Annotated in this window: 21 protein-coding genes and 1 tRNA gene; 15 read left to right on the top strand and 7 right to left on the bottom strand. The window is 71.2% G+C overall.

Annotated features, from left to right (window positions below; genetic code table 11):
• Positions 1-18: 18 nt before the first annotated feature.
• Positions 19-813 (top strand): DUF429 domain-containing protein, encoded by a 795-nt coding sequence (locus tag EXE45_RS11740; RefSeq protein ID WP_092923756.1) that lies wholly within the window; start codon positions 19-21, stop codon positions 811-813.
• Between the two features lie 42 nt (positions 814-855).
• On the opposite strand, the gene EXE45_RS11735 is transcribed toward EXE45_RS11740, so the two are convergent.
• The gene (locus EXE45_RS11735) at positions 856-2,205 is read right to left on the bottom strand and encodes a sodium:calcium antiporter (RefSeq protein ID WP_092923753.1); all 1,350 of its coding nucleotides are present in this window, start codon (positions 2,203-2,205) and stop codon (positions 856-858) included.
• 141 nt (positions 2,206-2,346) lie between these two features.
• Between EXE45_RS11735 and EXE45_RS11730 the strand changes: the two genes are divergently transcribed.
• The gene (locus EXE45_RS11730) at positions 2,347-3,048 is read left to right on the top strand and encodes a TVP38/TMEM64 family protein (protein WP_092923750.1); all 702 of its coding nucleotides are present in this window, start codon (positions 2,347-2,349) and stop codon (positions 3,046-3,048) included.
• A 104-nt stretch (positions 3,049-3,152) separates the two neighbouring features.
• Here the strand turns inward: EXE45_RS11730 and EXE45_RS11725 are convergent, their stop codons facing one another.
• On the bottom strand, positions 3,153-3,572 hold the full coding sequence (locus EXE45_RS11725) for a GtrA family protein (protein WP_137694446.1): 420 nt from the start codon (positions 3,570-3,572) through the stop codon (positions 3,153-3,155).
• The gene (locus EXE45_RS11720; protein WP_092923744.1) at positions 3,572-5,098 is read right to left on the bottom strand and encodes a sulfatase-like hydrolase/transferase; all 1,527 of its coding nucleotides are present in this window, start codon (positions 5,096-5,098) and stop codon (positions 3,572-3,574) included. The genes EXE45_RS11725 and EXE45_RS11720 overlap by 1 nt, the downstream gene beginning before the upstream one ends.
• 156 nt (positions 5,099-5,254) lie before the next feature.
• Here EXE45_RS11720 and EXE45_RS11715 point away from each other — a divergent pair, with 156 nt between their 5' ends.
• Positions 5,255-6,211: an alpha/beta fold hydrolase gene (locus EXE45_RS11715; protein WP_137694445.1), complete on the top strand. Its 957-nt coding sequence runs from the start codon at positions 5,255-5,257 to the stop codon at positions 6,209-6,211.
• 127 nt (positions 6,212-6,338) lie between these two features.
• Entirely contained in the window at positions 6,339-6,614 is a 276-nt protein-coding gene (locus EXE45_RS11710) for a hypothetical protein (protein WP_137694444.1), read from the top strand.
• A 38-nt stretch (positions 6,615-6,652) separates the two neighbouring features.
• Here EXE45_RS11710 and EXE45_RS11705 read toward each other — a convergent pair whose 3' ends face one another.
• Positions 6,653-7,180 (bottom strand): hypothetical protein, encoded by a 528-nt coding sequence (locus EXE45_RS11705; RefSeq protein WP_092923735.1) that lies wholly within the window; start codon positions 7,178-7,180, stop codon positions 6,653-6,655.
• Positions 7,181-7,263: 83 nt separating this feature from the next.
• Between EXE45_RS11705 and EXE45_RS11700 the strand changes: the two genes are divergently transcribed.
• The 4 genes from EXE45_RS11700 (at position 7,264) to EXE45_RS11685 (ending at position 10,177) form a co-directional block, all read left to right on the top strand.
• Positions 7,264-7,338 (top strand) — tRNA-Val (locus tag EXE45_RS11700).
• A gap of 139 nt (positions 7,339-7,477) precedes the next feature.
• The gene (locus EXE45_RS11695) at positions 7,478-8,968 is read left to right on the top strand and encodes a carotenoid oxygenase family protein (RefSeq protein ID WP_137694443.1); all 1,491 of its coding nucleotides are present in this window, start codon (positions 7,478-7,480) and stop codon (positions 8,966-8,968) included.
• Between the two features lie 109 nt (positions 8,969-9,077).
• On the top strand, positions 9,078-9,383 hold the full coding sequence (locus EXE45_RS11690; protein WP_092923729.1) for a hypothetical protein: 306 nt from the start codon (positions 9,078-9,080) through the stop codon (positions 9,381-9,383).
• Between the two features lie 74 nt (positions 9,384-9,457).
• Positions 9,458-10,177 (top strand): SDR family NAD(P)-dependent oxidoreductase, encoded by a 720-nt coding sequence (locus EXE45_RS11685; protein ID WP_092923727.1) that lies wholly within the window; start codon positions 9,458-9,460, stop codon positions 10,175-10,177.
• A 429-nt stretch (positions 10,178-10,606) separates the two neighbouring features.
• Here the strand turns inward: EXE45_RS11685 and EXE45_RS11680 are convergent, their stop codons facing one another.
• Positions 10,607-11,347 (bottom strand): molybdopterin-binding protein, encoded by a 741-nt coding sequence (locus EXE45_RS11680; protein WP_092923724.1) that lies wholly within the window; start codon positions 11,345-11,347, stop codon positions 10,607-10,609.
• A 90-nt stretch (positions 11,348-11,437) separates the two neighbouring features.
• On the opposite strand from EXE45_RS11680, the gene EXE45_RS11675 reads away from it, so the two are divergent.
• Together EXE45_RS11675 and EXE45_RS11670 are read left to right on the top strand one after the other, a co-directional pair.
• Positions 11,438-13,903: a penicillin acylase family protein gene (locus EXE45_RS11675; protein WP_137694464.1), complete on the top strand. Its 2,466-nt coding sequence runs from the start codon at positions 11,438-11,440 to the stop codon at positions 13,901-13,903.
• Positions 13,900-14,238 (top strand): hypothetical protein, encoded by a 339-nt coding sequence (locus tag EXE45_RS11670; RefSeq protein WP_092923721.1) that lies wholly within the window; start codon positions 13,900-13,902, stop codon positions 14,236-14,238. Before EXE45_RS11675 ends, EXE45_RS11670 begins: the two co-directional genes overlap by 4 nt.
• A 3-nt stretch (positions 14,239-14,241) precedes the next feature.
• On the opposite strand, the gene EXE45_RS11665 is transcribed toward EXE45_RS11670, so the two are convergent.
• On the bottom strand, positions 14,242-14,607 hold the full coding sequence (locus tag EXE45_RS11665) for a cupin domain-containing protein (protein ID WP_137694442.1): 366 nt from the start codon (positions 14,605-14,607) through the stop codon (positions 14,242-14,244).
• A 173-nt stretch (positions 14,608-14,780) separates the two neighbouring features.
• Between EXE45_RS11665 and EXE45_RS11660 the strand changes: the two genes are divergently transcribed.
• From EXE45_RS11660 to EXE45_RS11640, 5 genes are all read left to right on the top strand, one after another.
• Positions 14,781-15,671 (top strand): hypothetical protein, encoded by an 891-nt coding sequence (locus EXE45_RS11660; RefSeq protein ID WP_092923715.1) that lies wholly within the window; start codon positions 14,781-14,783, stop codon positions 15,669-15,671.
• Positions 15,672-15,757: 86 nt separating this feature from the next.
• Complete coding sequence (locus EXE45_RS11655) at positions 15,758-16,798, top strand: ring-cleaving dioxygenase (RefSeq protein ID WP_092923712.1); 1,041 nt, start codon at positions 15,758-15,760, stop codon at positions 16,796-16,798.
• A gap of 120 nt (positions 16,799-16,918) precedes the next feature.
• Positions 16,919-17,776 carry a TatD family hydrolase gene (locus EXE45_RS11650; protein ID WP_092923708.1) on the top strand — a complete coding sequence of 286 codons (858 nt, stop codon included), beginning with the start codon at positions 16,919-16,921 and terminating at the stop codon, positions 17,774-17,776.
• Positions 17,777-17,860: 84 nt separating this feature from the next.
• The gene (locus tag EXE45_RS11645; protein ID WP_137694441.1) at positions 17,861-18,442 is read left to right on the top strand and encodes a DUF2150 family protein; all 582 of its coding nucleotides are present in this window, start codon (positions 17,861-17,863) and stop codon (positions 18,440-18,442) included.
• Positions 18,443-18,515: 73 nt separating this feature from the next.
• Positions 18,516-18,998 (top strand): DUF456 family protein, encoded by a 483-nt coding sequence (locus tag EXE45_RS11640; RefSeq protein WP_137694440.1) that lies wholly within the window; start codon positions 18,516-18,518, stop codon positions 18,996-18,998.
• 15 nt (positions 18,999-19,013) lie between these two features.
• Here the strand turns inward: EXE45_RS11640 and EXE45_RS11635 are convergent.
• On the bottom strand, positions 19,014-19,543 hold a 530-nt coding region (locus EXE45_RS11635; protein ID WP_137694439.1), incomplete at its 5' end, for a DUF63 family protein.

The following is a 19,543-nucleotide window of genomic DNA, read 5'->3' as shown; positions in this document are numbered from 1 at the left end:
ACCGCCGACGGTGACGACATGCCAACCGAGACCGTCGCGGGCGTCGACTGGGCGGGCGGGGCGTGGCTCGCAGTCGCGATCGACGAGGACGGCGAGCCGGAGTGCCGCCTCGAACGCGACCTCGAAGCGCTGTGGAACGGCGACGACGGCGTCGATCGAATGCTGGTCGACGTGCCGATCGGACTCCCCGACGACGCGGAAACCTTGGCGGCTCGCGAGGCCGTCGACTCGGCCGCGCGGTCGGCGGCAGAGCGCCCGAGCAGCGTGTTCCCCGTTCCGTCGCGGGGCGCGTGCGAGGCCGCGAGGACCGGCGCGGACTACGAGACGGTGAGCGAGCGAAACCGGGTCGACCTCGACAAGGGCCTCAGCCGCCAGTCGTACCACATCGCGCCGGCGGTCGGCGAGGTCGACGCGTTCCTCCGGGAAGACGAGGCGGCGCGCGAGAAGGTGATGGAGGCGCACCCGGAGGTGTGTTTCCGCGGACTCGACGGCAGCCGCCTCGAGCGCTCGAAGACGACGGCGCCGGGCGTCGGGGAGCGGTTGGACGCGCTCGACGGGCACCTCGACGACCCGGGCGCCGCGCTCGGGCGGATCTGCCGGGATCTGGCCGGCGACCCCGAGGCGATCGGTGGCGGGCGCGAGGCCGACGCCGCGGACCCCACCGTCGACGACGCCGTCGACGCGCTCGGGCTGGCGGTCGTCGCGCGCTACCCGGTCGACGAGCTCCGGTTCCTGCCGGCCGGCGCGGAGTACCGAGACGCCGAGGGAATTCCGATGCGGATGGCGTACTGGAGCGCGGCGCCGCTGGCGTGACCGCGCCGACATCGACGGATCGAAAAGCGACCGGAGGCTCGCTCAGTCCTCGCGTTCGGGGAGGGATTCCCGGCGGCCGAACGCGGTCTGTGCCGTCCGCACCGTGCGTCTGACGAGTTCGTTCGCGCTCCGCCGCCGCTTGACGAACAGCGCGATCCCGAGGACCGCGTAGACGGCGGTGAAGGCGTACAGCACCGTCATGCTCAGTTCGGTCGCGGCGGGCTCGGCGTAGGTCCGAATGATGTAGAACTCGGCCATCACCTGCGTGGCGAATAAGACGAGCAGCGCGACCGCCTCCCGGGCGCTGATCTCGAAGTTGACGATGATGGCGATGGCGAAGAAGCTCTGGGCCGCCGTGATCCAGATCTCCGCGGCCTGCTTGGCGTCGAACGAGAGGGTCCCGATCGAGCCGGCCGAGATGGAGTACACGACCGCGAGCGTTCCGATGAGTAGGGTCCACTGGTTGAGCTTCGAGGAGATGAGCGCGTTGAAGCCGGCGGTCGAGCGCGCCTTGTTCACGAGGTACGCGACGACGATCAGCTCGGGGCTCTCGGAGGCGAGCGGCGCGAGCCACTGGATCATGAAGAACTCCGGGATCCCGTACTGGAGCCCCAGCTGCTCGAGCCCCTCGGCGAACGGGTGGACCGCGGTGAAGATGATCGCGCCCGAGAAGGCGAACCCGAACAGGACGACGCCGATCCGGCGCGCCTTCGGGTACTCCTGAAAGTAGGCGGGCACGCCGACGTGAGCGGCCGGCGGTTCGACGTCGCCGCGGATGATGATGGAGATGTACAGGACGAACAGTCCGACGAGGAAAGCGGTGTCAATCGGGCCGATCCCGCCGCTCAGCGGGATGAAGAAGGCGTACGTGGTCGCGACGAGGAGGAACGTGATCTCGGTCGCGAGGTCCCGGTCGAGGGTCACCGCGTCCGTGAGGGTCCCCGACCGTCGTTCGACCGCGGCGTCGTTCGTCGTCGCGGCGCGGTAGATGGTGAACAGCGCGATACCGGACCAGCCGAGCCCGATGAGGATCCGGTTCGCGCCGGTCATGTTCGCGACCGCGAGGTTGCCGGCCGCGGCCGAGCCGGCGCCGGCCTGCCACGCGTACAGCGCGTCGACGGCGTACTCGGGGGCGACGGCGAGCACGGCGAGGACCGCGATCGCGAACGCCTGCGGAACGTCCTTCTCGGCGGTCTCGGCGGCCCACGCGAGCAGGAACGCGGCGCCGAGGATCGATAGCCCGGAGACGAGGACGGCGGCCAGCGGCGTGATGTTCTCTCCCGGATGGACGGTGCCGTACCCGCCGTACGAGAAGAACGTCCCGATCCACGGGAGCGTGACGGCGAACGTCAGAGCGACGGAGACGAGCGGATGTCGGAGCCGGCTGGACATGAATGGGACAGTACCCACGACGGCGAACGAGAACATAAAGGGCCGGACGTTGCGACGGCCGTCCCGGACACGGTCCGAGCCGTCGCAGGTGGTCGTCCCGTTGGCAAGGTTCAAGGCCCTCTGTCACCCGCTATCACCTGAATGCAACTCTTCTCCTCGCGGGCGGACCGCCGGCGGGGGATCGCGGCCGCGGTCGGCGTCGCGCTCCTCGCGGTCGGGCTCTACGTCCTCGTGAACCGGTACGCCGGGTTCATCACCGACGCTGAGGCTCTCCGCACGTGGCTCGACCAGTTCGGGTTCTTCGCCCCCGTCGTCTTCATCGGCATCCAGGCCCTCCAAGTCATCGTCGCGCCGATACCGGGACAGGTCCTCGCCTTCGTCGCGGGGTTCCTCTTCGGGTCGTTTTGGGGAACCGTCTACAGCCTCACCGGCGTGCTGATCGGCAGCGCGGTCGCCTTCTCGCTCTCGAAACGGTACGGTCGCTCCTTCGTCGAGGGCGTCCTCCACGAGGACGTGGTCGCCCGCTTCGACGACTTCGTCGACACGGTCGGCGTCCCGGGGCTGTTCGCGTTCGTCATCATTCCCGGGCTCCCCGACGACGCCATCTGCTTTCTGAGCGGGCTCACCAAGTGGTCGCTTCCGACGTTCATGACCGTCATCGCCGTCGGTCGGCTCCCCGCCTACGTGATAACGGTGTACGCGGGCGGGGAACTCGCGAGCGGCCGGTTCCTCTCGGCGGTTGCGCTCGTCGCGGTCGTCGTCGTCGCGTCCGCCGTCGGCTACTACAAACAGAACGCGGTGCGTGACTTGGTCGAGCGCTTCGAGCCGCGGCTCCCCTTCTGAGCGCCCGCGGACCGTGCTTCTGAGTGCCCGCGGACCGCGCTTCTGAGTGCCCGCGGACCGCGCTTCTGAGTGCCCGCGGACCGCGCTCAGAGTCGGCGTCCGCCTCACCCCCACGTCCACTGTGAGTCGAGGACGAAGCGGTAGACCCCGCTGACGAGGATCGCGACCGCGTTCGCGACGAGGTACATGACGCCGACCCACCTGACCAGCGCGGCGAGCACGCCGAGCTGGATCGGGATCGCGGTGCCGCGGACGAGGTTCGTCTTCAGCAGTCCCGAGAGGTAGTCGGCGACGCCGGTGTTCCGGGTCGCGCGAAACGTCCACGCGTTGTTGAGGACGTACGAGCAGACGATCGTGATCTCGATGGCGACCGTCGCGCCGACGTAGAGGTTCAGTTCCGCGACGTCGACGAACAGCCACAGCAGCGCCATCTGGAGCCCGGCCGTGAGCGCGCCGACGACGAAGCGGCGCATCTGGCCCGCGATGGGCCCGCTCGCGAGGTCGCGGAGGACCGCTCGAATCATCACTTGTACCCGAGCGCTTCGAGGCGGGCTTCGAGGTCCTCGTCGACCTCGTCGTCGGTCGCCGCGCCGCGCTCGGCGGCCGCCGCGCCGCGCTCGCGCAGCAGTTTCGCGTGGTCGTCGACGACCGGCGCCAACCGGTCGATAACCGCTCGCGCCTCCGCGTCGGGGTCGACCGCGAGGTTCTCCTGTTGGGTCGGGTCGGAAGGGCGATGGTACAGCTCGCGCTCGCCGGCGTCGACGTTCTCGATGTACGTCCAGTCGTCGTCGCGCGCGCTGACGAACAGGTCGCCGTCGGACAGCGATCGAGGGATCGGCTGCTGGGTCACGTCCTCGCCGCGGACGGTGACCGAGACGACGGGGTCGTCGGGGAGCGCGTCGCCGTTCGGATCGCCCGATTCGGACGGAGCGTCGTCGCCGCCGAGCGCCGGCAGGAGCGACTCGCCGTGCCACTCCGGCGCGGAGTCGACGCCGAGCAGGTCGGCGACCGTGGGCGGGATGGCGTCGAGCCCGACGTGGCCGTCGACGCGCCCGCCGTCGAGCCCGGGGACCTCCGCCACGAGCGGGACGTGGATCAGCTCGTCGTACAGCTTCGGGTAGTGTGCGAGGTGGCCGTGGTCCTGGAACTCCTCGCCGTGGTCGCCCGCGAGCAGCACCGCGGTGTCGTCGGCCACGCCCGCGTCGGTCAACGCGTCGAGCAGCCGGCCGATACTGGCGTCGACCTGTCGCACCGTCGCCTGGTACAGCGTCCGGAGTTCGCGAAGGGTCCGCTCGCCAACTTCGAGGCCGAGGCTCGTTCGGGTGTGCGCGTGAAGCATCCGATGGGTGCCGACGATGCCGTCGGAGACCTCGCGGATGTACCGCGGCGCGGGGACGTACGGGGTGTGCGTGTCCATGTAGTGGACCCAGAGGAAGAACGGCTCGTCGGTGTCGTCGACGAACCCGATCGCGGCGTCCTCGACGTCGAACATGCGCGAGGCGTCGAGGAACGGGCGGTCGTCGTCGTCGCCGCGGAGCTTCGACGCGAGCCGGCGGACCGGCGAGGTCGCGAGCTGGATCCACGCTTCGACCGTCGGGTGCGCGGCGAGGTACCGGCTGTAAACGCTGGAACCGACGCTCGTAACGAACGGCTCGAACTCGTCGAATCCGTCGGGGTATCCCCAGTGATCGGTGAGGAAGCCGTTCGCGGCGTTGAACCCCCCGGTCGCGATTCCCGCGTCGGAGAGCACCTCCGCGAGGGTCACCGACTCGTCGACGCCGATATCGCCCGACCGGGCGAACACGGGCTCCGAGGCGAGTATCGAGGGGAACGAGAACGGGGTCCAGTTGCCGGTCGCGAACGCGCGGTCGAACACGGTCCCGGAATTCGCGAGGCCGTCGATAACGGGCGACTGACGCGCTGTATCGTACGGAGAGACGGCGTCCGCACGCAGTGAGTCCACCGTGACGAGGACGACGTTCGAGACGGTCGCGTCGTCGCTCGACGCGTCCGCGTCCGCGGCTGAGGGAGTCGACGAATCGGCTGTCATAGGGCACGTGCGAATCCCCGGAGAACGCGCTCACCGCGGTCGAACGCCGGAGTTCGTTATATACTCGGAATCGCGGCTGCCAGCCGCTTGAGGATTTCGATCCCCCGCACCCCGGGCGAGCGTACCTATTTGCCGGTACCGACACACGGGATCGGTATGGACGACGCCCCCGCTGGCCGGCCGGTCGACGAGGCTGCGCTACCGGAACCGGTCCCCGACGACGAGATACCGGACTCGGTTCCGGGCCGGTCCCGCGCGGTCGAGACGAACGGCGTGCCGCTCCACGTCGTCGAGGCCGGCCCGGAGGACGGGAAGCTCCTGATCTTGCTTCACGGCTTTCCGGAGTTCTGGTACGGCTGGCACGAGGCGATCGCGCCGCTCGCGAACGCCGGCTACCGCGTCGTCGTCCCGGACCAGCGCGGCTACAACTGCTCCGCGAAGCCGCCGGCGGTGCGCGACTACCGGATCGACGAGCTCGCGCGCGACGTCGTCGGCCTGATCGACGCCTACGACCGGGAGACGGCCGCCGTCGCCGGCCACGACTGGGGCGCCGCGGTGGCGTGGTGGCTCGCGCTCCACCACGAGGCCCGCGTCTCGGAGCTGGTCGCGGTCAACGTGCCGCATCCGAGCGTCTTCGAGCGCGCGCTCCGGACCTCGTGGGACCAGCGGCTCAAGAGCTGGTACGTGCTCGCGTTCCAGCTTCCCAAGCTGCCTGAGGCGGTCGCGAGCGCCGGGAACTGGCGGCTGGCGACGAACGCGTTACGCGACACGAGCGCGCCCGGCACCTTCGCGGACGAGGACCTTCGGCGGTACCGCCGGGCGTGGGACCGCGACGGCGCGTTCGAGGCGATGGTGAACTGGTACCGCGCGATCGTCCGCGACCGCCCCGAGCCCGCGAAGACGGCGGTCTCCGTCCCGACGCTCGTTATCTGGGGCGCGCAGAACCGGTTCCTCGCGCGCCGGCTGGCCCACGAGAGCGTCGAGCGCTGCGCCGACGGCCGACTGCTCGCGATCGACGAGGCGACCCACTGGGTCGTCCACGAACACCCGCACCGCGTCGCCGAGGCGATCGCGGACCACGCCGACCCGCTGCCCCCGGGCGCGCGGGAGTGATAGCCGATTCGGCCCGCGGGTCCGACGTTTCGGCGGACCCTTCGGACTCCGATCGACCCGGCGCGCCGAATACTGTCCTCGAAACGCGGCCACAAAGATTATATCTGCCCTCCACCAAAGGACAGATATGAGCAAACACTTCGAAGACGCACGGTACTACCTCGGTCGAGCGGCGGAACACGCGAAAGCCGGCGTGGTAGAGGAGTTAGAGCCCGTTGAGGCGCGTGTGAAGGAGATCGTCGGTCGCGACGAGGAGGAGGAGCCCGAACCCTCGCGGCTGGACAGGCTCCAGGCTGATTTAAAAGAACTCGAGGACCGCGCCGAGGGTGAGGCCCGCGAAGCGGTCGTGTCCGCCCGGAAGCGCGTGGCCGAGTACCGCGGCAAAGACGCCGCCGCGGAGTGACGCCGACCGAACCCGTCGAACGGCCCGAAGACGACGACCTATTTCAGCGGCGGCCCCGTGGTCGCGGCCGCGTCGCCGCCGATTCGCTGCTCGGCGGGTAGCACCGCGTACTCGATGCCCGCGTCCTCGAACAGCGACCGCGCCCGTTCGATGCCTTTCTGCGCGTCGACGTCGGTCGCGCGGTAGTGCCGGATCGGGTGGCGGATCCACGACGGCTCCCAGTGGGCGTACACGTCCGTCGTCGAACGGTCCGAACCGGCGTACAAGGCGAGGTGAAGCTGGTGGTCGCTCGCGAGCGCGCCCTCCGGATACCGCACCCAACTCGCGACGGTGGTCTCCGGAGGCGTCGCGTACGCCCGATACTTGAGCGAGGAGACGAGGTTGCGGACGAACCCGAGCCGGTGGAGCCGCGCCTCGACGACCGGGTACGGCTCGCGGACCGTGAACGCGTACTGCTCGCGGGGCGTCTTCCGCTCGGCGTAGAGGCCGACGAGCGACAGCGGCGCGTGGAGGAGGCTCGCGACGTGCTGGCGGAGCCGCTCGAGGAAGCGGAGTTCGTGGGTCACGGCGGGCGATTCGGGCGCCCCCAGAATGAAGCTTCGGCGTAAGGTAACTCTTAAGTCCGGAGGTCGGATACCTCGACATGGACGGGTTGGTGGTCTAGCTAGGTTATGACGGCTCCTTCACACGGAGCAGGCCGGCGGTTCGAATCCGCCCCAACCCATCCGCTTTCCTGACGTTCGTGAAGGAGCTACTGAGAGGTCAAGGATTCTCATCCGGATCCTCTCGACGGAACGCAGCGGCGATGTAGGAGAGGCAGCGATCGCCGTCAGACCTTAGCCCGCCGCGCCCCCGTAGCCTGTATGGTCTCGCACGCCGGGTTCCACTCGCTTCACGAGGAGACGACCGCGTCGATTCCGGTCCGGGGCGATCTGCCCGCGTGGCTCCGGGGCAGTCTGATCCGGAACGGTCCCGGCGCGTTCTCGTTCCCGGACGGGAGCGACGTGGACCACTGGTTCGACGGCCTGGCGATGCTGTACCGCTTCACCTTCGATCCGGGGGACCGCGCAGACTCGGTTTCGGGTGGCGACGGCGACGCGGTCCACTACCGCAACCGCTTCCTCCGGAGCGACGCGTATGACGCGGCGACGAGCGGCGAGTTCGAGGGCGGGTTCGCCACCGGCGAGACGACCCTGCGCTCGCGGCTGGCGACGTTCCTCGCGGAGCCGTACGACAACGCGAACATCGTCACCGAGCGGATCGGCGACGAGTACGTGGCGCTGACCGAGTCGCCGCGGGGCGTCGGGGTCGACCCGAACACGCTCGCGACGGCCGGCCACGTCGACCGGGAAGGCGACGCGCCGAGCGGCCAGCTCTCCTGCGCTCACTTCAAGCGCGACCCGGCGACGGGGGCGCTCGTCACGGTCGACACCGAGTTCGGACGGACGAGCCGGTACCACGTCACGGCGTGGACCCGAGACGGGGAGCGTCGCCACGTCGGCAGCGTCGACACCGACGAGCCGGCGTACATGCACAGCTTCGCGCTCACGCCCCGGTACGTCGTCCTAACGGAGTTCCCCCTCCGACTCGACCCGCGTCGGTTCCTGAAGCCGGGCCGGCAACCCCCGTTCATCGAACAGTTCGAGTGGGAGCCCGATCGCGGCACGCGGATCGTCGTGCTGGACCGGACGACGGGCGACGTGGTCGCCGACCCGACGACCGACCCGTTCTTCGGGTTTCACCACGTCAACGCCTTCGAGCGGGACGGCGGGACCGAGGTGGTCTTCGATCTCGAAACGATCCCGGACGCGACCGCGATCGACTCGCTGTACTTAGAGAACGTCCGCGCCGGCGAGATGGGGACCATGGCGGGTCGGATCGAACGGTTCACCGTCGACCTCGGATCGGCGATCGGTGCGAACCGATACGGCGGCGGCGACGCGGCGGTGTCCCGGGAACGCCTGTTCGACGGCGGCAGCGCGCTGCCGACCGCGTCGCCCGCGCGCTGGTGCCGCTCTCACCGCTACGTCTACGCGATGGGGATGGACACCCCGGTCACGGAGTGGGCGCGACGCGTCGTGAAGGTCGACGCCGAGACGGACGCGGTCCGGACCTTCGACGACGGCGGCGACTACTTCGGCGAGCCCCTGTTCGTCCCGGCGCCCGACGGCGAGGCCGAGGACGACGGCGTCGTCGTGACCGTCGCGCTCGACGTCGACGCCGACCGGTCGCGCCTGCTCGTCCTCGACGGCGAGACCCTCTCTCTGCGCGCTCGGGCGACGTTACCGCACGCGGTCCCGTTCGACTTCCACGGCCGGTACTTCCCGGAGCTCCGGGCGAAGCCGGCCGAGTGAACTCGGTCGGGGTTCGTCCGGGTCGCGTCGGTAGTGCTCAATAGCCATCTATCGGCGTACGATGGCCTCATAGTTCGTTTTATGACGGATCGGGACGGCCCTCAGACCCATGGGAGCGAGCGACGTGGTCCGACGGCGATGTACGGTCGCGGCGGAACCGAACCGCGACGGTGGGGTGACGCTGTACGGCGTCGACGGGCGGGCCTACCAGGCTATCGACGCGAGTGAGGGGGTCTGCGAGCGGCTCCGGGAACTCGGTCGCGGAGACACCGTCACGGCCGTGCTGGAGCCGGTCCGATGTCGCGGCGACGGCTGGCGGATCGTCCGGCTCGACGGCGTCACCTCACGAGGCCACCCGCTCGAGCGGACGCCCTCGTCCTCGACGGACGGGGGCGTCGACGGACCGGAGCCCTGAGAGCGGCGCTGCTACGGACGCAGCCGAATCGCCGCGAACACATCGTTTTCAACCGGGCCCCCGTTAGCGGAGACATGACTCGCACGGCAGTGATCGCCGGCGTCGGTCCGGGGCTCGGGGAATCGCTCGCGCGGAAGCTCGCGGCGGAGGGGTGTCGGGTGGCCCTGTTCGCCCGCTCGACGGAGTACGTCGAGGCGCTCGCGGCCGACCTCCCCGACCCGGGGGAGGGGCTCGCGGTCACGACCGACCTCACCGACGTCGACGCGGTCCGGGACGGGTTCGAGACCGTCCGCGAGGCGTTCGGGCCGGTGGACGTCCTCGTCAACCACGCGAGCGCCGCGTCGTGGACCGGCCTGATGGACACGAGCGTCGAGGCGTTCGAGGAGGCGTGGGCGGTCAACGGCCGGGGCGCGTTCGTCTGCTCGCAAGAGGCCGTCGACGACATGCTCGAAACAGGCGGCGGGACGGTGATCTTCACGGGCGCGACCTCGGCGGTGCGGAGCCGCGGCGGCGCGATCGGGTTCACGGCCGCGAAGTTCGCCGCCCGCGGGATGGCGATGGACATCGCCCAGGAGTTCGGCGGCGAGGGCGTTCACGTCGCGCACGTCGTGATCGACGGACAGATCGACTCGCCCGACGCCCGCGAGCGCCAGCCCGACCGAGAGGCGGAGACGTTCCTCGACCCCGACGAGCTGGCCGAGACGTACTGGCATCTCGTCGAGCGGGACGACGTCGGCACGCAGCCGTTCGAGGTCCACGTCACGAACGGGCCGAACCCCTCGGAGTTCATCTAGCGACGCGGGCGCAGATGACGGGGCGTCTGGAACGACGCCGTGACGCGGTCGGAGTCGGACTCGGTGACGCGGTCGGAGTCGGACTCGGTGACGCGGTCGGAGTCGGGGTCGCAGTCGGGGGAGTACCGAGGCGACGCGTCTGTACGCCGGGGCGCACCGGTCGCCGGCGGTCCGAGGCGTCTGTCAGAACGTGATGATCTCGTCGTCGTCGTTCTCCGCGAACTCCGTGGCCGCCTCCGAGGCGTTCGCGAGGCGACCGTAGTCGGCGTGCGACTCGTCGCCGGCGAGGACCACGGTTGCGGCGCGTACCGTCGTGTGTCCGGATGAATCGCACTCGTACGAAACCCGACCGGGGCCGTGTGTTCGGACCGCCGGACCGACCACGAACGCGGGCAGACGGTCCCCGGACGGGTCCGACGCGACCCGTCCTCACCAGTCGCGCGACACCGGCGTCTCGCTCGCGTTGGCGTTCTCCAGCAGCCACGCCGCGGCCGCGTCGAGCGCGTCGTCGTCGGTCGCGGTCACCTTCAACCGGTTGTGGGCGGCCTCGCGGTCGGGGTAACAGCCGACGGCGACGTCGAACCGCTCGGCCGCCTCCGCTAAGGCGGCGATGATGTTCGACTCCGGCTCGACGGTGTACAGGAACCGCGAGCGACGGTCGCCCGCGAACTCGTCCCCGACCGTCTCGAACGTCGCCTTCAGCTCGTCCGGAATTCCCGGCATGACGTAGACGTTCTCGACGACGCAGCCCGGCGCGAGTCCCGCCTCGGTCACGAGCGGTCGGCTCCCCGCCGGGACCGCCGCCTCGGCCGCGACGTCGACGTCGAACTCGCGGTCGGGCACCCGCTCGCGGATCGCGGCCAGCCGCCGTTCGACCGACTCGCGCGTGAGGTCGGTGACGACCATCTCGCGGTCGAACGCGTCCGCGACCGCCTCCACCGTCACGTCGTCCGGGGTGCTCCCGATGCCGCCGGTGACGATCACCGCGTCGAAGTCGTCGGCGTACTCCCGGACGCGCGCCGCGATCTCGGCCCTCTCGTCCGGGATCGAGAGGATCCGCTTCACGGCGACGCCCCGGTCGCTCAGCTCCGCGGCGAGCCAGTTCGCGTTCGTGTTCACCGTGTCGCCCGAGAGCAGTTCGTCCCCGACCGTGATCAGCGCGACCTCCATCGATCGGCCGTACGGCCGGCCGACGGATGTACGTTTCCCGCGCCCGATCCGATCCAAATTATAATGAGGGATCGCGGCCTCGGTCGGGAGGTGACGCGCGATACCACGCGCCGCGCGGTCCTCGCGAGCGCCCTCGCGGCCGGCACGGCCGGGCTGGCGGCGAGCGACGCGGCCGACCTCCTCGACTCGTTCGCCCCGCTGTCCGGCGAGGCGTGGGACGCGGCCGACCGGTCGCTCCCCGAGACGGTCGAGAGTCCGCACGGGCGGGCGAGCGTCGCCCGCGACGAGTTCGGCGTCCCGCGGATCGAGGCGGACGAGGAGCCAGCCGCGTACTTCGCGGTCGGCTACTGCCAGGCGTTCGACCGGCTGTTCGCGATGGACCTCCAGCGCCGCGCCATGCGCGGCCGGCTCTCCGAGGTCGTCGGGGAGGCGACCCTCGACAGCGACGAGTTCAACGTCGCGATGGGGTTCGCCGACGCCGCCGAGGCCACGTGGGAGGTCGTGGCCGAGACCCGCGCCGGCCCCCTCGTCGAGGCGTTCGCGGACGGAGTCAACGCGGCGATGAGGGACCTGCCGCTCCCGCTTGAGTTCGAGCTGATCGGCTACGAGCCCGCGCCGTGGACCCCCGTCGACTCGATGCTGATGGAGAAACAGATCTCGTGGACGCTCACCGGGAACTTCGGCGAACTCCGGCGCGCGCTCGTCGCCGACCGCCTCGGTGCGGAGCGCGCGGCGACGCTGTTTCCGAGGCGGTACGACCACGACGAGACGATCCTCGACGGGACCGAGACGCGGCTGTCCGAAGCGGGGGCGTCCGCACTCCGCGGGGCCGACCGCGCTTCGGTCCGCTCGCCCGTCGATTCGCTCGGATCGACCGATCCGGTCGGCCCGGCGCTGACCGACTGGCTCTCCGGCTTCGAGTCCCCGACGGGCGTCGGCTCGAACAGCTGGGTCGTCTCGGGCGAGCACACCGCGAGCGGAACGCCGATCGTCGCGTACGACCCGCACCTCTCCTTACAGGCGCCGCCGCTGTGGTACGAGCAGTCGGTCGACACCCCCGAGCGGTCGGTCCGGGGCGCGACGTTCTCCGGCGTCCCGTTCGTCATCGCTGGCGCGAACGACCGCGGGGCCTGGTCGTTCACCAACCTCGGCGCCGACGTCCTCGACTGCTACCGGTACGAGATCGACGACGCGGGCGACCGCTACCGGTACGACGGCGAGTGGCGCCCGTTCGAGACCGACGAGCGCGAGGCGATCCCGGTCGCGGGCGGCGAGGACCGCGGGCTCCGCGTGCGCCGCACCGTCCACGGACCGCTGATCGAGCGCGAGGGGCGCACGGTCGGCGTCGCGTGGACCGGCCACACCGCGACGCGCACCACGGCCGCCATCGAGGCGTACGGGCGAAGCGAGGGGATCGACGACCTGCTGGAGGCGACCCGCGACTTCGATCTGCCGACCCAGAACCTCGTGTACGCGGACGCGGACGGGCGGACGCTCTACTTCGCGACCGGCCGGCTCCCGATCCGCCGTATCGACGGCGAGGTCGTCGCCGGGGATCGGATCTTCGACGGCTCCGCGGGCGAGGGGGAGTGGGAGGGGTTCGAGCCGTTCGGCGAGTCCTCGTGGGACGGCTTCGTCCCCTTCGCGGAGAAGCCGCACGCGATCGACCCCGACGCCCTCTCGACGGCGAATCAGCGCCCGATCGACGACCCGGTCCACTACGTCGGCGTGCACTACGCGGCCCCGTACCGCGGCGCGCGGATCGCCGACCGGCTCGACGACGCGGTGGGCGGGGACGACGCCGACGACCCCGGGAGCGGGACCGGCGCCACGGACCCCGACTTCCACCGCGCGCTCCAGAGCGACGTTCGCGACGGCCGCGCGCCGGAGTTCGTCCCCGAGTTGGTCGCCGCCGTCCGCGCCGGGGCCGACCCGGATCCGGCGCTCGTCGACGCCGCGAACGCGCTCGACGAGTGGGAGTACCGGATGCGGCGCGACTCCCGCGCCGCGCTGCTCTTCGCCCGCTACCTGCCGAAGTTCCGCGAGCGCGTCTTCGACCCGGCCTTCTCCGACGCCGACCTCGGGGAGGCGTACTACCCGAGCGACTGGACGCTCGCGCGCCTCCCCGGCGACGACCCGCTGTTCGACGGGCGTTCGCGTGCGGACCTCGCGGTCGAGGCCCTCCGCGACGCGCTCGACGAAACCGACGAGGCGGGCTGGGAGGCGTACGGGGACTACAACACCACCCGGGCGATGGACCACCCGCTGGGCGGTGAAGCGCCGTTCCTGAACTACGAGGAACTGCCCGCCGACGGCTCGTCCGCGACCGTGAAGAACTACCGCGTCGAGTCCGCCGTCGGGTCGAGCTGGCGCATGGTGGTGCGCCCGGGGACCGACGCGACGGCGGTCCTGCCGGGCGGGAACTCGGGCGACTACTTCTCGGAGCACTACGACGACCAGCTCCGGCGGTGGCTCGACAACGACCAGCGCCCGATGCCGCTCGGCGCTGGCGGCGGGCCGACGGTGCGGTTCGAGCCGGCGGAGGAGTCGCGATGAGCGGCTCGCCCTCGCTCCTGGACCGCGTCAGGACGGAGCCGCGACCGCACGCCGTCGCGCTCGTCGCCGCGACGGCGGTCGGCGTCGCGCTCGCGTCGGCCCACTGGCTCGGGCTGATCGCGGCCGGCGCCCTCGCCTCGCTCGCGGCGCCGACGGTCCGTCGCGGCGTCGCGTACGCGCTCGGCGCCGGCGTGACCTCCCTCGTCGCGTTCGCGGTCTCGCTCGGCCCGGCGGCCGCCGCGGTGCCGGGGATGCGGCCGGTCGTGTACGTCGCGGTCGGCGCGGGGCTGGGGCTGCCCCTGTTCGGGTCAGTCGCGCGCGCCGTCGCGCCGTGAGGATCAGTCGAGCCGTTCCGGCTCGGTCACGGTCTCGTCGCTCTCGACGTTCCCCGTGTTGCGCGTCTCGCTCGGCTCGAACAGCACGACGTCGGCCTCGGGCTCCGCGACCGGACGGTGTTCGGTCCCGCGCGGGACGATCGTGAACTCTCCCGCCTCCAACACCGCGTCGGCCGCCTCGCGGAACTCGATCCGGAGCCGCCCGGAGTGGACGAAGAACAGCTCGTCGGCCGCCTCGTGTCGGTGCCAGACGAACTCGCCGTCCGCCTTCGCGAGCTTGACCGCCTGCCCGTTGAGTTCGCCCGCGAGCCGCGGCGACCACGTCTCGTCGAACGAGTCGAACGCCTCGGCGAGAGAGACCTTCTCCATGGCCACGCTCGGCGGCGGAGCGGTAAAGTTGCTGTCCACCGGCGCCGGCGATCGGGCGGCCGCGGGTTCGACGGCGAGGAGATATATACCGCTCCGGAGCGGTCCGGACCGCTCGGGCGGCCGCGATACCCCTCATATAAGCGTTTACTAGGAGGCTCGGCGTGCGGCGACGTATGGCAGCCACTCACGCGGACGAGGGGAACGACCCGGTCCGTGCGGCGCGGGCCGCCCTCCGGATCGAGCGCCGCCGGACCGTCGACGAGCGGGAGGCGCTTCGGGCGTTCCGCGGTCGCGTGTCGTCGATACCCGACGAGAGCGTGAGCACCGGTCCGTCGGACGCCTCGGGGGGTGACGGATTCGCCGGTGTCAGAGGCCTAGCCGGCGGTTCGGTGAAGGGTTCCGTCGGGGGCGCCGGCCGCGGGACCGCCTCTCCCGGCTCTCGACTCGTCGCGGTGCGGGACGCGTACCGAGCGACGGTGATGTCGGTCCCGCACTACGAGGCGGAGTACGACGACACCTACGAGCGGAGCGTCGTCGAGGAGTTCGGCCCCGAGCTCGCGTACGCGCTCACCAGGACGGACTACTTCCACGAGGAGTACAAGCGCTCCCTGCTGAGCGCCGCCGAGACCGCGGTCCAGGAGCGCGAAGCGTTCCTCGACGCGCTCGAATCGGAGACCGAGTCGGTCGAGCGCGCCGAGTCCCGACTCGACCCGATCCGGACGGAGATCGAAGCGATCCGCGACGAACTCGGCGGCGACGCCGAGCCCCGGAGCGAGAGCGACGACGAAACCGAGGCCGGAACGCCGGGGTTCGGCGCGCTGGACGCCTGTCGGACTCGAATCGAGGCGCTCCACGGGGACTGCGACCGGATCGCGGCCCGCCGCCAGCGCGTGCTCGCGGAGCACGAGCGGCGGCTCGCGCTGAGCGACGACGTCGACCTGCCGGCGTACTGCTACCAAGACCTCGACGTCACCTACCCGGTCCTCGCCGCGGTCGGCTCGGTCGGCGAGCGACTGGACGGGCTCCGCGACCGGATCGAGCGGGCGATGGCGCGGACGCGGTGAGCCGTCGGTCCGCTCCGCCGCGGCCGAGGACCCGGTAACATCCGTGTCCGCGCCGATTCAAGTCCCTGGGCCACGTATCGGGTACTATGACGGACGAATCCGATTCCACCGACGCCGGCGCCGAGGGCGCGGCGGGAGACGGCCCGACGCCCACCCCCGGAATCCACCACGTGACCTGCGTCGCGGGCGACCCCCAGCGGAACCTCGACTTCTGGGTCGAGACGCTCGGCCTCCGGCTGGTGAAGCGGTCGATCAACCAGGACGACCCCGGCACGTACCACTTCTTCTACGGGGACGCCGAGGGCACCCCCGGCACCAGCATGACGTTCTTCCCGTGGACCGACCTCCCCGAAGGCGAGGTCGGCGCCGGGCAGGTCTCCCGAACCGCGTTCCGCGTCCCCGAGGGGAGCCTCGGCTACTGGGAGGAGCGGTTCGACGAGCGCGGCGTCGACTACGACGCCCGCGAGGAGCGCTTCGGCGAGACGGTCCTCCCCTTCCGCGACCCCGACGGGCTCCCGGTCGAGCTGGTGGCCGTCGAGATCCCCGACGACGACCCGACGACCGCGTGGACCGCGTTCGTCCCCGAGTCGGCCGCGATCCGCGGCTTCCACTCGGTGACGCTGTGGCTCGACGACGCCGAGCGCACCGAGGGGCTCCTCGAAACGATGGGGCTGACCGAGTCCGAGTCCGGGGCGGACGCCGCGACCGGTAACGACCGAACTCGCTTCGCCGCGGGCGGCGCCGTGGGCAAGTACGTCGACGTCGTCGAGACGGACCGGCAGGGGAGCTCGGGCCGCGGCACCGTCCACCACGTCGCGTTCCAGACGCCGACCGACGCCGACCAGTCCGGGACGCGCGACGCGGTGGCGTCATTGGGATTACGCCCCACGGAACAGATCGACCGCCACTGGTTCCGTTCCGTCTACTTCCGCGAGTTCGCCGGCGTCCTCTTCGAGCTCGCCACCGCGGACCCGGGGTACGCGAGCGACGAACCGCTCGACGCGCTCGGGGAGCGCCTGGTGCTACCCGGGCGGTTCGAGGACCGCCGCGACGAGATCGAGGCCGGGCTCGACGACGTGACGGTGCCGAGGCCGGAGACGGAGTTCGCCGCGAACCGCGCCGACTGAGCGGCGTCTCGGCGCGCCACCCCGGGCTGAACGCGATCCCCCCGCCCGAGACCGATCCCTCCCGAGACCGATCCCGCCCGAGACCGATCCTTCTAATCGCGCGCGGTCGAACGGACCCCCATGACCGAGGATCTCGGCACGCCCGTGCTGGACGATCACCTCCACCTCGACCCGCGACACGGGCGGGGGATCGAGGCCGTCGAGGAGTTCGCGCGGCTCGGCGGCACCCACCTGCTCGTGGTGAACAAGCCCTCGTGGCTGCTCGGCGTCGAGCCCGACGAGCCCGAGGAGTTCCGGGCCGTCTTCGAGGAGACGCTGGAGACGGTCGCGGCCGCGACGGAGGCGCTTCCGGGGCGCGCGTGGCCCGTCCTCGGCGTCCACCCCGGCCTGATCAGCCGGCTGGTCGACGAGCGCGGCTTCTCGCCGGAGGACGCCCGCGACCTCATGCGCGGCGGCCTGAAGGTCGCGAGCGAGTACGTCGCGGACGGCGACGCGCTGGCGCTGAAGTCCGGACGCCCCCACTACGACGTGAGCGACGCGGTCTGGGAGGCGTCGAACGCGGTCACGCGCCGCGCGTTCGAGCTCGGCGCCGAGGTCGACTGCGCGGTCCAGCTCCACACCGAGGCCACGGAGGACCTGACCGACCTCGCCGCGGTCGCGGAGGCGGTCGGCCTCGACCCCGCGAACGTCGTCAAACACTACGCCGCCGGCGAGCTGGCGGGCGTCACGCCGAGCGTGATGAGCGACGAGGAGCGGTTAGAGCGCGCCGCCGAGTCGGGCGAGCCGTTCCTGATGGAGACCGACTACGTCGACGACCCGGACCGGCCGGGGATGGTCCTCGGGCCGAAGACCGTCCCGCGGCGGGTGCGCTGGCTGCTGGAAGAGGGGCACGAGGAGGCGGTCCGGCGCGCGCACGTCGAGACGCCCCGGGACGTGTACGGGATCGACACCGAGTCGACGCTCGAACGGGAGCCCTGAATCCGGGATTCTCACGGGTGAGACGCGGTCTCGCGCGGCGATCGATAGGAAAGGCATTTGAGTAGTCCGGGCGACGTACGGGACATGACCGACGACGACGCCGTCGAAACGTTCTATACCGACGAACGCTGGCAGAACTGGCTCGACAGGCTGGCCGAGGAGGACCTCGACCCCGAGAACGAGGACTCCGCGCGGCTCCTCCTCAACCTCCAGGACGACGCCGCCATCGCCGTGGTGAAGGTGCTGGCCGCGTTCGACGAGGACCGCATCGACGAGGACCGCGCCGTCGAGGAGATCCACGACATCCGCGACATCGTCCTCGCCGACGTCGACTTCGACGACGAGGACAAGGTGATGCTGATCGACGGCGTCCAGACCTCGCTCGTCCCCGTCTTCTACGCGGCCGAGGAGTACGTCGTCGGCGGCGTCGTGGAGGGCGACGTGAGCGAATTCGTGCGCGCGGCCGCCGAGGCCGAGGAGGGCGACGACCTCGACGCCGCGCTCGGCTACGTCGTCCAGGCCGGCACGCGCGTCATCGACGGCGAGGCGCTCGACATGGAGCTCGTCGAGGACCTGGCGTACGGGCTTGTCTCCGAATGGGTCAACGGGCTCGACTCGCTCCAGTCGGCCATCGAGGACCCGGAAGTCGTCGAGGAAGAGGACTAACCGCGTCGGCGGACCCGTCCCCGCCGGGTCGATCGAAGTGAAGTGTTTTCAGCGCACGTAGCGTCCGGTCCGTATGGTGACTCTCGCGGCCGGGGTGGCGATCGCGCTGCTCGTCGTCTGGACGGCCAGCTCGTTCGTCCCGCTCGTGCCGGGCGGCGTCCTCGCGGCGCTGACCGTCGTCGGCTACGCGTACACCACCGGGTTCGCGGAGCCGAGCCTCGCCGTGGCGGTCGCGCTCGTCGTCGTCTCGCTTTTCGCCGCCGTCGCGGACGTCGCGTCGGGGATGGTCTCCGGGCGGCTCGGCGGTGCGTCGACCCGGACGGTCGTCGTCGGGACGCTGGTCGGGATCGCGCTCCTGATCCCGCTCGGCCCGATCGGGCTCGTCGTCGGATTGGGGGGCACCGTCTTCGTCGCCGCCCTCGACGAGCACGACGGCGACACGCGCGAGGCCGCTCGGCAGGCGGCCTACGCGGCCGTCGGCGCCCTCGCCAGCGCGTTCGTCCAGGCCGTCCTGCTCGCCGGCGTCACGGTCGCGTTCGCGCTGGCGGTCCGCTGAGGACGGACGCCGAGTTCACGCCGCGACGGAGAACAACAGCAGGTTGTGCGCCGCCGGGCCCAGCCCCATCGCCGCGACGAAGCCTAAGAGCAGGTAGCCCTCCGACGGGGTCTCGCGGACGTACGCCGCGAACAGCCACACGACGGCGCTCGCGACCGCGAGCTTCACGAGCAGGAACAGCCACCCCTCGCCCAACACCGGCACCGGGGGGATCCCGCCGAGTTCCAGGAGGATCCGCGATATCGGCGTGCGCTCGCCGAAGCCGAGCTGGGTCGTGCCGACCGCGGTCGAGACGCCGTCGAGCGCGTGGCCGAACAGCGCGAGGGCGCCGACGCCGCCGGTGACCGCGACCTCGGGCCGGAGGCGCGTCAGGCCGGCCCAGGCGGCGCCGGTGATCGGGAGGGCGAGCGCGAGCGCGACCGCCGACCAGCGCGCGCCGGCGAGAGAGAGCCCGGTCCCGAGGGCGACGGCGACGACGGGGAGGAGGCAGAGCGCGCCCGCGGCCGCGAGGGCCGTCGGGAGTTGATACGCTTCCCGTCCTCTCC

Source organism: Halorubrum sp. SP9 (assembly GCF_005435015.1).
GTDB classification, from domain to species: Archaea; Halobacteriota; Halobacteria; order Halobacteriales; family Haloferacaceae; genus Halorubrum; species Halorubrum sodomense.
The sequence above is the reverse complement of the archived record's forward strand: the minus strand, read 5'-3'. Positions and strand labels throughout refer to the sequence as shown.